This is a genomic window from Streptomyces doebereineriae (assembly GCF_031845645.1).
Classification (GTDB): Bacteria; Actinomycetota; Actinomycetes; order Streptomycetales; family Streptomycetaceae; genus Streptomyces; species Streptomyces canus.
Genome location: NZ_JAVREZ010000009.1, coordinates 136,080 through 150,575, shown reverse-complemented (window position 1 = coordinate 150,575; position 14,496 = coordinate 136,080). Strand labels below are relative to the sequence as shown.

General features: G+C 68.8%; 14 protein-coding genes and 1 pseudogene. 6 read left to right on the top strand and 9 right to left on the bottom strand.

From position 1 onward, the window contains the following. Positions 1–26: 26 nt before the first annotated feature. Together RNB18_RS25925 and RNB18_RS25920 are read left to right on the top strand one after the other, a co-directional pair. Positions 27–920 (top strand): LysR family transcriptional regulator, encoded by an 894-nt coding sequence (locus RNB18_RS25925; RefSeq protein ID WP_311716522.1) that lies wholly within the window; start codon positions 27–29, stop codon positions 918–920. Positions 921–1,100: 180 nt separating this feature from the next. Next, the gene (locus RNB18_RS25920; protein WP_311716521.1) at positions 1,101–2,165 is read left to right on the top strand and encodes a LacI family DNA-binding transcriptional regulator; all 1,065 of its coding nucleotides are present in this window, start codon (positions 1,101–1,103) and stop codon (positions 2,163–2,165) included. Here the strand turns inward: RNB18_RS25920 and RNB18_RS25915 are convergent. The 4 genes from RNB18_RS25915 to RNB18_RS25900 all read right to left on the bottom strand — a co-directional run bounded on the left by RNB18_RS25915 (position 2,128) and on the right by RNB18_RS25900 (position 6,870). Continuing rightward, positions 2,128–3,528, bottom strand: a complete 1,401-nt coding sequence (locus RNB18_RS25915; protein ID WP_311716715.1) for a glycoside hydrolase family 32 protein — start codon at positions 3,526–3,528, stop codon at positions 2,128–2,130. The two genes, RNB18_RS25920 and RNB18_RS25915, sit on opposite strands and share 38 nt — an antisense overlap. 5 nt (positions 3,529–3,533) lie before the next feature. Next, positions 3,534–4,394: a carbohydrate ABC transporter permease gene (locus RNB18_RS25910; RefSeq protein WP_311716714.1), complete on the bottom strand. Its 861-nt coding sequence runs from the start codon at positions 4,392–4,394 to the stop codon at positions 3,534–3,536. A 65-nt stretch (positions 4,395–4,459) separates the two neighbouring features. Next, positions 4,460–5,464: a carbohydrate ABC transporter permease gene (locus RNB18_RS25905; protein ID WP_311716520.1), complete on the bottom strand. Its 1,005-nt coding sequence runs from the start codon at positions 5,462–5,464 to the stop codon at positions 4,460–4,462. Then, a complete protein-coding gene (locus RNB18_RS25900) occupies positions 5,461–6,870 on the bottom strand; it encodes an ABC transporter substrate-binding protein (RefSeq protein WP_311716519.1) in 1,410 nt (469 codons plus the stop codon). Before RNB18_RS25900 ends, RNB18_RS25905 begins: the two co-directional genes overlap by 4 nt. Before the next feature lie 209 nt (positions 6,871–7,079). Between RNB18_RS25900 and RNB18_RS25895 the strand changes: the two genes are divergently transcribed. After that, on the top strand, positions 7,080–8,657 hold the full coding sequence (locus RNB18_RS25895; RefSeq protein ID WP_311716518.1) for a glycoside hydrolase family 32 protein: 1,578 nt from the start codon (positions 7,080–7,082) through the stop codon (positions 8,655–8,657). A gap of 279 nt (positions 8,658–8,936) precedes the next feature. Here the strand turns inward: RNB18_RS25895 and RNB18_RS25890 are convergent, their stop codons facing one another. Next, complete coding sequence (locus RNB18_RS25890) at positions 8,937–9,350, bottom strand: PIN domain nuclease (RefSeq protein ID WP_311716517.1); 414 nt, start codon at positions 9,348–9,350, stop codon at positions 8,937–8,939. Continuing rightward, the gene (locus RNB18_RS25885; RefSeq protein WP_311716516.1) at positions 9,347–9,601 is read right to left on the bottom strand and encodes a type II toxin-antitoxin system VapB family antitoxin; all 255 of its coding nucleotides are present in this window, start codon (positions 9,599–9,601) and stop codon (positions 9,347–9,349) included. The genes RNB18_RS25890 and RNB18_RS25885 overlap by 4 nt, the downstream gene beginning before the upstream one ends. A 568-nt stretch (positions 9,602–10,169) precedes the next feature. On the opposite strand from RNB18_RS25885, the gene RNB18_RS25880 reads away from it, so the two are divergent. Together RNB18_RS25880 and RNB18_RS25875 are read left to right on the top strand one after the other, a co-directional pair. Beyond that, positions 10,170–11,294, top strand: coding sequence for an enoyl-CoA hydratase/isomerase family protein (locus RNB18_RS25880; protein ID WP_311716515.1), 1,125 nt, complete (start codon positions 10,170–10,172; stop codon positions 11,292–11,294). 286 nt (positions 11,295–11,580) lie between these two features. Next, entirely contained in the window at positions 11,581–12,399 is an 819-nt protein-coding gene (locus tag RNB18_RS25875; RefSeq protein ID WP_311716514.1) for an oxidoreductase, read from the top strand. A gap of 80 nt (positions 12,400–12,479) precedes the next feature. Here the strand turns inward: RNB18_RS25875 and RNB18_RS54105 are convergent. Beyond that, positions 12,480–12,602: pseudogene (locus tag RNB18_RS54105) on the bottom strand (IS3 family transposase); the annotation flags it as partial. Between the two features lie 583 nt (positions 12,603–13,185). Here RNB18_RS54105 and RNB18_RS25870 point away from each other — a divergent pair. Beyond that, the gene (locus tag RNB18_RS25870) at positions 13,186–13,359 is read left to right on the top strand and encodes a hypothetical protein (protein ID WP_311716513.1); all 174 of its coding nucleotides are present in this window, start codon (positions 13,186–13,188) and stop codon (positions 13,357–13,359) included. A 125-nt stretch (positions 13,360–13,484) separates the two neighbouring features. Here RNB18_RS25870 and RNB18_RS25865 read toward each other — a convergent pair whose 3' ends face one another. After that, positions 13,485–13,682: a hypothetical protein gene (locus RNB18_RS25865; RefSeq protein WP_311716512.1), complete on the bottom strand. Its 198-nt coding sequence runs from the start codon at positions 13,680–13,682 to the stop codon at positions 13,485–13,487. Between the two features lie 96 nt (positions 13,683–13,778). Beyond that, complete coding sequence (locus tag RNB18_RS25860) at positions 13,779–14,411, bottom strand: TetR/AcrR family transcriptional regulator (RefSeq protein ID WP_311716511.1); 633 nt, start codon at positions 14,409–14,411, stop codon at positions 13,779–13,781. Positions 14,412–14,496 lie beyond the last annotated feature (85 nt).

Sequence of the window (14,496 nt, the reverse complement as noted above, 5' to 3'; positions counted from 1 at the left end):
GCCATAAGAACTGCTTATAGTTGAGGATGGACTTGCGGCGGCTGCGGTATTTCCTCGTGCTGGCCGAGGAGTTGAACTTCACGCGGGCCGCGCACCGGCTGCACATCGCCCAGCCTGCCCTGAGCCAGCAGATCAGAGCGCTGGAAAGGGACATCGGCGCCCAGCTACTCGAACGCAACAGCCGGGGCTGCCGGCTGACCGTCGTCGGGGAGGTCGTGGCCCGCGAAGCCGGCGAACTGCTGGCCCACGCGGCCGCGGCGCAGGAACGGATCCGTGCGGCCGTCGGCGGGCGGCAGGGGCAGCTGCGCCTGGCCCTCACCCGGTCCGCCCGCGGCGGGCACGTCGACGCCCTCATCGCCGCGTTCCGTGCCCTCCATCCGGACGTGGATCTCGTCATACGGACAGGGTGGACGGCGCACAACATCACCGAGCTGCTGGCCGGGAGGCTGGATGCCGCCTTCGTACGGCCCCCGCTGGACGATGCGGGCCTGGAGTTCCGGCACATCGCCCGCGAGGAACTCCTGGTGGCCGTCCCCGCGGGTCATCCGCTCGCCCGCGAACGCAGGCTCACCCGCGGGCGCATCGCCGCCGAACCCGTGATTCTCTGGCCGCGCGAGAACGCCCCCGGAATGCACGACCTGATCTCCCGGCAGCTGTGGCCCGACGGCGGGCCGCGCATCGTGCGGGAAGAACCCGACGACGAGCAACTCCTCCTCAGCGTCGCCGCGGGCACCGGCATCGCCCCGGTGCCCGAGGGACGTGCTCGTGCGCTGCGCATTCCAGGGGTGCGGCTCAAACACGTGACCGCACCCATGCCCACCGTGGACCTCGCCCTGGCCCACCGGTCGGCGAACGCCGCACCGGCATTGGGAGGGCTCCTCAGCCTCGTCGACGCCCTGGCCGGGCCGTCGGCCGACTGACGTCGGCTACCGACCGATCAGCACGTCCATGTGTGCCGGCAGCCGCGAGGGACGGCGGTCGGACGTCCACGGGCGCACGGCGACCTGCACCCCGGCGTGCCGAGGTCTGCGGCGGCGGGCTCCGCGACATCTCCCGCGGGTAGGCTGTGCCTGATCAGGCACAGGCGGCGGGGACGAGGCATGGGCGGGGTCGAGAAGACGCGGGGTGGCGGGGCCGAGCGGGCGACCTCGAGGGATGTCGCCCGGCTTGCCGGGGTGTCGCACACGGCCGTGTCCTTCGTCTTCAACGGCCGTGCCCAGGGCAACCTCTCCGCCGAGACGCAGGAGAAGATCCGCAAGGCGGCCGAACAGCTCGGCTACCGGCCGAACGCGGTCGCCCGTGGCCTGCGCCGGAGCCGTACCGCCGTGATCGGTCTGGTCACGGACGAGATCGCCACCTCACCGTTCGCCGGGCGGCTGCTGCGCGGGGCCATGGACATGGCGTGGAGCAGTGAGCACCTGGTGCTCACCGTCGACTCCGGTCAGGACCCGGTCGCCGAGGACGCGGCTGTCGCCGAACTGCTCGACCGGAGGGTCGACGGGATCATCTACGCGGCGCTGTCGTTGCGCCGCGCCCGAGTCCCGGAAGGGCTGCACCGCACGTTCGCCGTGCTCGCCAACTGTCTCCCCGAGGACGGCTCCCTCCCGGCCGTCATCCCCGCCGAGCGGGCCGGTGGCCGCAGCGCCGCGCGCGTCCTGATCGACGCGGGCCACCGCCGTGTCGCCCTGGTGGGCGGTCTGGACGACATCGCGACCGCGGAGCGGCTGCGCGGCTTCCGGGACGTGCTGCGGACGGTGGGGCTGACCGCCGAGAAGGACTGGATCCTGCGGACAGGAGGGGAGATCGCCGCCGGGTACCAGGGCGCGCTGCGGCTGCTGGACGGTGTTCCCGCCCACCGGCGGCCCACGGGGATCGTCTGTTACAACGACCGGGTCGCCGCGGGCGTCCTCCACGCCGCCGCGCGCCTGGGCCTCGACGTGCCCGCCGAGCTGTCCGTCGTCGGCTATGACGACCAGGAACACATGGCGGCTTTCCTCACCCCGCCCCTCACCACGGTCGCTCTGCCCCATCGCGCGATGGGAGAGACGGCCGTCCGCCTGCTCCTGGACGCCATCGACAGCGGGACCGCGCCGCCGGTCACCACCCGGCGGCTGGAGTGCCCCGTCGTCACGCGGGGTTCGGTGGGACCAGCTCCCAGCCCGTGACCTCGACGTCCGTCCCCGGCACGGTCAGCTCCGCGATGTCGTCGTCCCGTCGGTACACCCGTTCCGTCGCCGTCGCCCGGTCACCCGCGAACAGTTCCAGCAGGGAGCCGTCCACGAGGATCCGTACGGTGAGGGTCTCGCCCGGCGGGGTCGGCAGGACCAGCGGGGCCGTGCCGTCCGGGCGGGAGCGTGGCCAGGCCGTGCGGTCCAGGGTCACCGAGCCGGACGCCGGGTCGAGTCGCACGGTCAGTTCGGCCCCGGACGCGGCCCGCAGCAGACTCACGGTCGTCGCTGAACGGGCAGTCACCAGCAGGTCGTACGCGAGGGGGAGTGGCCGGTGCGTTCCTGGTGCGGCCGTGAACGGGACGGCCGCTCGCAGTAGTTCGAGCTCCGGAGCCGGTACGACCCGTAGCGTGCCGTCCTCGTGGGTGTCCATCACCCGGGGTGCCGTGAGGACGCCGGACCAGCCCGCGCGGTCCACCTCCTCGGGCGGGCGGGACTCCCAGGACCAGCCCCAGAGCAGGGCGCGGCCGGACTCCGTGTCCTGGAGGACGGAGGGGGCGTAGAAGTCACGGCCGAGGTCCAGCGGGCCGCCGCCCGTACCCGCCGCGAACCTCGGTCCACCGTCCGCCTGCTCCACCAGACGGCCCGTGGCGTACGCGGTGCTCAGCGGGTCGCCGTCCCACAGGGCCACCGCCAGCACCCAGTCGCCCCCGGGGGTCGCCCACAACTGCGGGCACTCCCAGCCGATCGCCCGCTTGCCGAAGGCGCGGGCCGCCGCCGGGTCCCGGCCGTCCAGCAGGACCCCGGCGAACCGCCAGTCGTACAGGTCCTCACAGTCGTACACCAGGACGGACGGCGTGCCGTCGGCGTGGCCGGCGCCCATCAGCGCCCAGCGGCGTCCGGCGAAGCGGAAGACGAAAGGGTCCCGGAACATCGTCACGTCCAGGCCGGGTGGTGGGCCGGCGACCACCGGCACCGGCAGTTGCTTCCACTTCTGGAGGCCGTCGTCCTCGGCCACGGCGAGACAGATCGCGCTCAGGCCCTGGTGGTCGTGGTCGATCCCGGAGTACACCGCTGTCGGTACACCACCGTCGTCCACCACGCAGCCGGACCAGCAGCCCGCCTCGTCCGGGCCGTCGGGCGTGGGGCGCAGGGCGATCCCGTGGTCGTCCCAGTGGGCGAGGTCGGGGCTGGAGGCGTGGCCCCAGTGAACGTTCGTGTGCACGGGGGCGTCGGGGTTGTGCTGGTAGAAGAGGTGGTATCGATCGCCCCAGCGGAACGGGCCGTTCGGGTCGTTCATCCAGTTGGCCGGCGGGCGGACCCTGAAACGCGGGCTGTCGGCGTCGGTCGACCGGCTCACGGAACTCAACGATTGACTCCTGCGGATGTGATGCCCTCGCGCAGAGGGCGCTGGCCGACGACGAACACGGCGACGGCGGGGATCATGGAGAGGACGACTCCGGCGAGGACGACGGAGATCGAGCCGGTGCCGAGGTTGCCCTGGAGGGAGACCAGGCCCAGGGGCAGCGTGAGGTTCTCGGTGGAGGTTTCGAGGATCAGCGGCCGGAAGAACTCGTTCCAGTGGTAGTTGAAGGCCAGCACGCCGACGATGGCGAGACCGGGGGCCGCCAAGGGGGCGTACACCGACCGGAAGACGCGCCACGGACCCGCGCCGTCGATCATCGCCGCCTCGCCCAGGTCCTTCGGCATGCCCAGGAAGTACTGGCGCATCAGGAAGGTGCCGAAGGCCGTCGGGAAGGCCGGGACGATGAGGCCGAGCAGGGTGTCGGTCAGACCCATCGTCTTCAGTTCCAGGAAGACCGGGACCATCGTGACCTGCAACGGCACCATCATCGTGGCCAGGACCAGCGCGAACAGCGACTTCTTGAAGCGGAATTCGAGACGGGCGAAGGCATAGCCGGCCAGGCCCGCGGTGATCATCTGGCCGGCCGCGATCAGCGCGGTCACCAGGGTGGAGTTCAGGGCGTACAGCCAGACGTCGATCTGGTCGAAGACCCCGCGGTAGGCGTCGACGGTGGGGTCCGTGGGGATGATCTTCGGCGGCAGGTCGAAGGACTCCGCCGGCGTGCGGAGTGACGTCGACACCGTCCAGATGACCGGGCCGAGCGTCAACAGGGCGCACAGCGCCAGGCCTGCGATCCGGCCCCAGGGCGCCAGGCCGTGCCGTACGCGTGACGCGGTGGGGCTCGTGCGGGGACCCGGCATCGAACCCGCTGCCGAACCCGATACCGAACCCGAGAGGGAACTCGTACTCATCTGACTCACCCGGCTCACTGGTAGTGGACGTAACGCCGGCTGAGCCGGAACTGGAGTGCGGTGACCGCCATGATCAGGGCGAAGAGCAGGACGCCCACGGCGGACGCCTCACCGAAGCGGAGCTGCTCGAAGGCCGTCTCGTAGATGACCATCACGACCGTGCGCGTCGAGTCGCCGGGACCGCCCGCCGTGAGGACGTACGGCTGCTCGAAGACCTGGAGGGCGTTGATGATGCCGACCACGGACGCCACCAGCAGCGTGGGCGACAGCAGCGGCAGGGTGATGGCGAGGTGTTTGCGCACCCCGCTCGCGCCGTCCAGCGAAGCCGCCTCGTGCACCTCTTTCGGGATGTTGTTCAGGCCGCCGACGAACAGCAGGAAGGAGAAGCCGAACTGCTGCCAGACGTACGCCAGGACCACGGCCGCCATCGCCCCGTTTTCCGAGGTCAGCCAGGGGACCGAGGGGATACCGACCGTGCCGAGGAGCCAGTTCACGGGGCCGAAGTCCTGGTTGAACAGGTACTTCATCACCACAGAGATGGACGCGGCGGACAGCACCAGCGGGAAGAAGAACGCCGAACGGAACACGGACCGCAGCCACTTGGGCATCCGGCCGTTCACCGCGATCGCCAGCACGAGTGCGATCAGCAACTGGAGTGCGACCGCGAGCACCATGAAGACGAGCGTGTTGCGGAAGGAGATGAGGACCGTCGAATCGGTCAGGATCTCACGGTAGTTGGCCCCTCCGGCCCACCGCGGGTCGTCGATCACGTCCCACTGGAAGAGGCTGAGGACGACCGAGCCGACGATCGGTACGACCGTGAAGACGACGATGCCGACGACGGTGGGCGCGAGGAACAGTACGGCGAGGAGGCGGGTGCCCCGGGTGCGGATGGTGGTGGCGGCCGTGGACCCGGATGCCCTACGGGTCTGACCGGTCCCGCGGTTCCTGCGGTTCCTGCGGTTCCTGCGGGTGCGGGCGGGCTCCGGCCCCACGGGCCTGATCTCGGTGTTCGTCACACTTCACGCTCCATGGCCTTCTCCAGGTCCCCCTGCAGCCGGCGCAGCGCGGGACGCACCGCGCCGGGGCTCGCAAGGGCGGTTCCGGTGTGCTTGATCAGCAGCTGCTCGACCTCGTTGACCTGCGGCGGGGCCGGGATCGGGCCGGTGGTGGGGATCTTGTCGAGGGTGTCGTAGAAGACCTGCCAGTGGGCCGGTCCTGTCTCCCGGTAGCGGGCCTCGTCGACCATGGAGCGGCGGGCCGGAGTGGTCTGGTTGGCCGCGAAGAGCTGGGTCATCACGTCCTTGCGGGCGGTGTACTTGATGAACTCCCAGGCCTCGTCCCGCATCTTCGACGTGCGCAGCATCGCGTACCCGGCGGCGCCGAACTGGTGACGGCGGGTACGCCAACGCGGGAAGTACCGCACGTCGTAGTCGGCCGGTTTCATGCCCGCCTGCTGCAGGCCGCCCGCCCAGAAGCCGCCCGCGGGCGTGACACCGACGCGGCCGGTGGAGAAGACGCCGACGAGGTTGCGGCCGTCGCCGCCCTCCGGCCGGGTGCACAGGTCCTCCTGGACGAGGGAGGAGAGGTAGTCGTAGACCTCCGCGACGCGGTCGGAGTCGGCCAGGGGTGTCGTCCACCGGTAGCCGCCGCCCCGGCCGCGCCGCTGTGCCTCGGGATAGAAGGAGTTCCAGAGCCAGTCGCCGCCGGGGGCCTTGGACTCGGTGAGGAGGTTGGTGTCGTTGGCGAAGAGCCAGGGGACCACTCCGCCCCACAGCCGGTTGGTCCAGAAGTACGGGGTGAACCGGTCGCCGTTGCTGCGTTTCATCGCGCGCAGCAGCGTGGTGAAGTCGTCGCGGGTCCAGTCGTCGTCGGGGAGGTCGGCACCCGCGCGTGCGAGGACCCGGCTGTTGAGGTACATGTCGGCCGCGTTGAACTCGACCGGCAGCTGGTGGAGGCTCCCCTCGTACATCATCGACTCGACCAGCGAGGGATGGACGTCGGCGAAGTACGTGCGCAGCTCGGCCGCGTCCCGCTTCGCCCACCTGTCCAGCGGTACGCCGAGCCGCTGGGCGAAGAGCTGCACGCCCTCGGTGGCGACGTACACGAGGTCGGGTGCCGTGCCCGCGGCGATCTGGGTGAGGATCTTGGAGAAGAAGTCCGACCAGTCATAGGCCTGTACGGGGTTGATGCGGATCCTGATGTCGGGGTGGACCTCGCGGAATCCGTCGCGCAGGGCGCGTTGTGCCTCGGGGTTGAAGGCGGAGCCCAGGGTCGCGATGACGAGCGAGCCGTCGTCGCGGCCGGGGATGTCGGCGCCGGTGAGGCGATCCCAGCCGGCCGCGACACCGGCGAGAGCGGCGGCTCCGGCGCCGTACGCGCCGTAGCGCATCAGGGCCCGTCGGGAGAGGAGCGAGTCGGTCATCGGCGAGCCTAACTCGTGTTAGCCGAAGTTGGATTCCATGATGATGAGAACCCCGCCGCGGCTCTGTCAAGGGATGCGCGCAGATGGGAAGTTACCGAATCGGCCGGTGCGCGAGGGCTTGACCTTTAACGAGTTAGGTATACGGTTCCGGTCCACAAGAGCCGCGTCCCGACGACGACGTCGGGGAAGGGAGCCGCACGATGCGTGGCATGAAGAGGAGTTCGCTCGGCCTGGGAGAGGCACTGTCCAGGCGGTCGCTGCTGACGGCCTCGGCCGTCGGCGCCGCCGGTGTTCTGCTGCCGGACCTCGTGAGACCGGCGGTGGCGGTGCCCCGCGCGGCGACGGCCGCGTGCCCGGGCAGCTATCGCGCCGAGTACCACTTCACGGTCCCCGACCAGTGGATGAACGACCCGCAGCGCCCGATCTGGATCGACGGCGAGTACCACTACTACTACCTCTACAACCCCGACTACTCGACGGGCGGCACGACGGCCGGCACCGCCTGGCGCCTGGCCACCAGCACCGACCTCGTCTCCTTCACCGACCGGGGCGTCGCCGTGCCGAAGGACACGACGCCCAACGGCGATGTCTGGTCCGGCTCGGCGGTGGTCGACACGGACGACACGGCGGGCTTCGGCGCCGGCGCGGTGATCGTCCTCGCCACCATGGCGGCCGACGATGTCACCCAGGCCCAGTACCTGTACTACTCGACGGACGGCGGCCGCACCTTCACGAACCACGGCACCGCCCCGGTCCTCGCCAACCCCGGCGTACGGGACTTCCGCGACCCCAAGGTGATCCGCGACGAGGAGCGCGGGCGGTGGGTGATGCTGCTCGCCGAGAACGACAAGGTCGGCTTCTACCACTCCGCCGACCTCAAGGCGTGGACGTACGTCGGCGGCTTCATCAAGGGCGGCATCGGCGTCCTGGAGTGCCCCGACCTGTTCCGGATCAGGGCGGACGACGGGACCTGGAAGTGGGTGCTGGGCGTCAGCGCCAACGGCAAGGGCTCCGGGCTGCCGAGCACGTTCGCGTACTGGACGGGTTCCTTCGACGGTACGACCTTCACCGCCGACGCGTCCGATCCCCAGTGGCTGGACCATGGCTGGGACTGGTACGCGGCGGTCACCTTCGACAAACGTGACGCGAGCGGGGTCCAGGACCCTGACGCGCGGTATGCGATCGGCTGGATGAACCACTGGGACTACGCGAACACCACGCCCACCATCGAGTGCGACGGCTTCAACGGCACCGACTCGATCGTCCGCGAGGTACGGCTGAACCACGCGTCGGGTACGTATTACCTGGCGTCCCAGCCGGTGGCGGCCCTGGACGACCATGTGTCGCGCACGGTGGACCTCGGCGACATCGCGGTCGACGGCACACGACCGCTCGACTACACGGGTACCGCGTACGAGCTGACCTGTGAGATCACCTGGGACCAACTGGTGGGCGCCGGCCTCCAGTTGCGGCGGTCGTCGGACGGTGGGCGGCACATCGACGCGGGCGTCTACGGCGACTACGCCTTCGTCAACCGCGGTTACACCGTGAGCCCCGACACCTCCGGCCGCTGGCAGGAGAGCCGCACGCCGTTCGACCTGTCCGCCGGCACGGTCCGCCTGCGGATCCTCGTCGACCGCACGTCCGTCGAGATGTTCGTCGACGACGGCCGGTACGTGCACTCGACCGAGGCCTTCCCCGACCCGTCCGACACGGCTCTGGCGCTGTTCACGATCGACGGGCAGGCGGTGTTCCGGAACGTGGTGATCCGGGAGTTCACGGTCTGAACCGTCGGGGAGGTGGTCGGGGCTGCCGACGAGCGGCGCGCCAGGGTAGTCGTTCTGACCTGTGCTGACGTGTTCGCTCGGCGCAGGGGTAGGGCTCTGCAGGTGGTTCGAGCGAAGGGCTGTGCCGCCTGGTGATCTCCGCGTCCACGCCCTGCTGGGGGTGGCAGGCGCCGTGCACGCGGTGGTCTATCAGGGGTGCGGGCCGTCGTCGGTGGCGTGCTGCCTCTGCGAGGGCGGTCGGTGAGAGGCTTGCCCGCAGTCCGTGCGGCCGTGCAGGCCTTACCGCCTGAGGTCGATCATGCGGACCGGCTGCCCTGTCGTGCGGGCGATGGTCTCGAAGTCGCGGTCGTAGTGGAGCAGGGTGAGTTCTGCTTCTTCCGCGGCGGCCGCCACCAGGAGGTCGACCGGGCCCGCGCTGCGGTGCTCCCCTTTGGCGGTCAGTTCTTCCTGGATGATGCGGGAACGGCGGTAGACGCCCTCGGGCATGGGGCACCAGGTGTAGTGGGTGTCGAGTGCAGCCTTCAAGCGGGCGCGGTCTGTGGCTGAACGGGCCGAGTACAGGACTTCCAGTTCGGTGAGGTCGCAGATCGCGACGAGGCCGGCGGCGATCCTGTCGTCCCATTCGGCCGTGTTCTGGCGGAGCAGGACGCGAGCGAGAGCGGAGGTGTCGATGAGGTAGTCGGCGACGCTCACTTCTCCGCTCCAGTGCCGTGGACGTCACCGGCACTCGTGGGGCGGTACGAGTGCTTGTTCAGCAGCAGGTCCATATCGAGGGCCCCGTCGGCCACGAGTTCGCGGGCCTCTTCGAGGGAGCGCAGACGCCGGAAGCGGGCCGTGACCTCTCGGAGGGCGGTGTTGATCGTGTCGCGCTTGGTGGTGGTGCCCAGTTCCTTGGCCGCTTCTTCCAGTGCCTCGTCGTCGAGATCGATGACAGTACGGCTCACGATGCGCCCTCCTCGCTCATGTATCAATTGAAGTGTATCAAGATACAAGATCCTTTATATAGTCCTGGAAGGGGGGCCGAGGCTGTTGTCCTGTGGAAGGCCTGCCGCATCGCGCTCACCCTGGGTCGGCTGGGCGCAGGTCCTCGGGGGTTCAGGTAGGGCTGCGCAGGGTTGAGGGCTGCAGCCGCTACCGACGATGATGTCGATGTCCACGCCGCGTCCGGCGCCGTCTCTTTCCCGGTATTCCAGCTGGTGGTTGGCACCGTCGACCAGCACGATCCGGCGCGGCCGGGCGTCGGGTCGCGCTTCTCGGCCTGGTCGAACAGCATGGTGACCATGGCGGCGGTGGAGTGCTCCAGGGAGGCATCAATCCGGCGGCCTGCTCCTGGCGCCGTCGGTAAAGCTCCCCTGCTTGAAAGCTTCATGGCGGCTGCCGCCGGAGTGCTCGTGCCACCTGCGTTCCACACTTCGCCATCTCGGTGACCGATACGATGACCGATTCGCTCACAGCTCGCTGTCCGTAGCGTCGGGCCTGGTCAGCGCACTCGCGCGCACCGCGGGAGACGGCATGGCGACCGCGATCATCGAAACCGGAAGCAAGGACCGGACCACCGCGTCGGCACGCCCCGTGCACACGGAATGCGTCGCCGTCTCAGGGGAGCGTGACCCGCGCGAGCGCCGGAGACCGTCGACCACAGCCGACTCACCGGAGGACCACATGGACACGTCGCGAAGTAGCTCGCAGCCCGCAGGACACATTGACGTCGAGGGCCACGCAGGGGTGCTTGTCGCTCGTCTCGACGGAGGCCCGCATGCGTTGTTCGATATCGAGATGTCCAAGCAGCTGAAAGAGCTGGTCGATCGTGCAGACCGCGATCCGGACATCCGCGCGGTCGTCTTCACCAGTAAGCATCCTGACCGCTTCTTGAGTCATTCTGATGTGCGCTGGCTACAAGGAGGTGGCACTGGATTCCCGCCGATCAACACGCGCCTGGCCAGGCTCGCAACGCGCACGGCGCGACTCATCAACCGAGTGCCGGTTGTCAGAACGCTCGTGGGGATGACTCGGCTCAAGACACTTCTGCAACTCGACGGCTTCCATGCCACCTTCCTGAAGATGCAGGCAAGCGGCACCATCTTCGTCGCGGCGCTCAACGGTTCGGCACTTGCCGTCGGCATGGAGATGGCACTTGCCTGTGATCTGCGCATCATGGCAGACGGGGAGCATGTCATCGGCCTGACAGAAGTCCTGCTCGCACTGACACCGGGTGGCGGCGGCTCTCAGCGACTGCCTCGTCTGATCGGTACTCAGCAGGCGTTGATCCCCATTCTCGAAGGCAGGCCGTTCACGCCTGCAGAGGCTCTCTCGCTCGGTGTGGTCGACGAAGTGGTGCCACAGGAACAGGTCCTCGCACGGTCGATCGAGCGCGCAGAGTATCTGAGCCTACGCTCGAAGAAGTCCCTCGGAGCCATCAAGCGATCCATCTACTTCGGCAGCACCCTGCCGATCGAGGACGGCTTGCAGTTCGAGCACGGCGAGTTCCTGGTCAGAGATCAATCGAAGGAAGGTCAGGGGCGGATGCTTGCGTACATCGCCACCACGGACGCCACTGGCGAGCTCCCTCTGATGAATCGTGAGGCATACGCGCGAGCACTCGCCGCCGGGGGGCTCCCAGGCAGCACCACCGAGTAGATCGGGCCGATGTGGTGACCTCATCCTGATCGGCGGTTCATCGCCTCGAGACGCGTGTCGAGGCGGCGACGACAGCGAAGCCGTACGAAATGTGGAGCGCCGCCACGGCCTGCGTGACCGGCCCGGCCGAAGGTCCGTCGGTCACGCCCCCGGTGATGCCATGAGCATGCAGATCCGCCAGCGGCAGTGCTGCACCTGTTGAAGCAGCACCCGGCAAGACCACTTGCCAACCGTCCGCCCCCATGTTTAGTATTACGGTCATACGACAATGGCTCTGGAGGCCACAATGACTACAACAAGCCGACCGGTGGCACTCGTGACAGGCGCGTCCACCGGTATCGGAAAGGCAGCCGCCCTCGCGCTCGCCGCAGCGGGTTTCGAGACGGTGGGAACGAGCCGGAAGACGTCGGGCGCCGACCGTCGCGACGGCGTGACGTTCCTCGCCCTCGACGTGGGCAGCGACGATTCGGTCGCTGCCGCGGTCAATCAGGTGATCGAGCGGTTCGGGCGGATCGACGTCCTGGTCAACAACGCGGGCATCGGCTCCTCGGGCGCCGCCGAGGAAAACTCTCTCGAGCAGGCCCAGCGCCTCTTCAACATCAACGTCTTCGGTGTGATGCGCATGGCCAAGGCCGTTCTCCCGCACATGCGCGCCCAGGGAGGCGGGCGCATCATCAACATCTCGTCCGTCCTCGGTTTCCTCCCCGCGCCGTACATGGCCACCTACTCGGCGTCCAAGCACGCGCTCGAGGGGTACACCGAGTCCCTGGACCACGAGATCCGCGAGTACGGGGTCCGGGCCCTCATCGTCCAGCCGGGCGGTACCAAATCCTCGTTCGAGGCGAACACCGTCGAGCCCGACATGCCCATGGAAATCTACGCGGAGCAGCGGCGCATCGCCGACAAGCTGGCGTTGGCGGTCAACGAGGAGGGCGACGACCCCGATGTCGTCGCGAAGGCGATCGTCGCGGCCGCCACCGACCCCAAGCCGAAGGTGCGGTACACCGCCGGCCGGCAAGCCCGGCTCGTCAGCGCGGCGCACCGTATCCTTCCCGCCGGGGTCTTCGACGGACAGATCCGCAAGACCAACAAGCTCGCCGGCTGAGATCTGCAGATAGTGAACCCGCCGACTCGTATATGCGGTAGTAGCGCGTGGTCGGGTTTGCTGCCCGTAGCGTGCCGCAGGGCGCCGGCCGGAGTGGTCATGACGGTTTCGAATTCGGCGGGTGTCGGTCGGCCGAGTGCGGCTTGTCTGCGGCGCCGGTGGTAGGTCCTCTCGATCCAGGCCGCGAACGCGATCCGCAGTTCTCACGGGTGGCTCAGGTCCGGCGGTCGAGGACGTTCTTCTACAGCGGGCTGAAGAAGGATTCCGTGGTCGAGGGTGGTCGGTGATATCGGTGAGCCACGGCCTTCTTGTTTCTGCCGCGCTTCTTGCGGCGAGGGTCGAACCACGCGTTCGCTCGTGTGGCCTGCTCGAACTGGCCATCGTTCACTGGCCGTTCAGGCCGGCAGTAGTAGGGCTGGCGGGCAGGTTTCAGGACCCTGCACGTGGCCGTGACGGGAATTCCGCCCGTGGCCGGCTCTTTCACGAGCGGGTAGCTCCTTTTCCCGGCAGATGAGCTTGCGACAGGTAGCCGCGGCCGACGCAGGACCTCATTCTCCTGCTCCAGCAGCTTGATCCGCCGACGCACTTTCCGTAGTGCGCTCCGAAGCCGGCGGCCACCTGCTCGACCGTCACGCCCGGGCCGCGGCTCCTGCAATCCGTACGGCATCCTCGCGGAATTCTTCGGGATACGCTCGGGCACAGCGACATCCTTCCCACCCGCCCCACAGGGCAAGCCAGTTCAGATGTCACCCGATCGTCCGTCCGACCCGGAAGTGACATTCGCACATGACTCGAAGCGAAATACGTGACGGGGGACTCCTCCTGTTCGTCGCGGTCCTGGAAGCGTCCCTGATCCTCGGCAGCAAGCTCCCCACGGCCTGGGTGATCGGAGTGACCGCCCTCTACCTGGCGGTCCTGCTGACCTACGTTCGAGCCCTCATGCGTCGTCAGCGGTCCTGACCAAGGGCCCGACACGGCACTTCGTCGAGTCGCTCCTCCCTCGGTTTGTCCGGCCGAGTCGGTGCAGGGGCCTTCGTATGCGCTGCCGGAGCGTTGGGCACCTCGGGTGAGGGGAGAAGCCCGGATCAGCCGTCGAGGCCGACCCGCCTGATCGCATTGACGTGGCCTTCGACCTCGGAGCGGTCGCGGCAGAGGGCGTCGACGAACCAGACCTGCCCGAGGTCGGGAGTCTCGGCCGGCCCGACCTCCCGCTGGAGTTCGAAGAGTCGGCCGAGTCGGCGTGATACGGCCGTCGACCGCGTGAAGTCGGGCGCCGGTCCCACCTGAGGCGCCTGACGCCTGACGCCGAACCGGACCCCCACAACGCACCGGGACGGGCGGGCGCGGCCATCTGGTCTCGAGGAGTAGAAGGTGTTGCTCTACGGGTGCCGGTCGCCGACGGCAGGATCGCCCAGCAGATCCTCCAAGCCGGCCGACATCCCGGCCAGGAGATCACGCCGCGGGTCGATGAGCCACTGGAGTTGGAGGCCGTCCCACATCGCGACAAGGGCCGCCGCGATCAGCTCGGGGTGCCTGCGGTTCGAGATACGTCCCAGGTCCTGGTCCCTGCCTACCGCGGTCGTGAAAGCGGTGACGACCCGCTCGTACCTGTCACGGAACCACTCGTGCGCCGGGTGATCGGGAGCCGAGGCCTCCGCGGCCATCAAGGCGAGGAGCCGCAGCATCTCCTGCCTTTCCAGGTTGCGGCGGACGTACCGCAGGACCGCGTAGGCCACACCCTTTCCCCGGCTGTCCGCCTCGAAGGACTCGATGCTCGCGGAGTCCGCGTTCTCGAGGACGGCCACGAGGAGCGCGCTCTTGCTCGGAAAGTGATGCACCACGCTGGTAAGGCTGAGGTCGAGCTGCTTGGCGATCTCCCTCAGGGACCCTCCACGGTAACCGCGAGCCGCGAACACGGCGGTCGCCGAGGCGACGATCTCGGCCCTGCGCTGTGCGCTCTTGGCATACGGGCCTCGGCGAGTGGCCGGACGGGCCGCCGTCTTCTCGGTCATACCCCCAACCCTAAGCGGGCGGTGCGGGGCGGTGTCCGGCCGATAATCCGCCAACATCACCCTCGCCGAAAGTGTGGCACCTGTT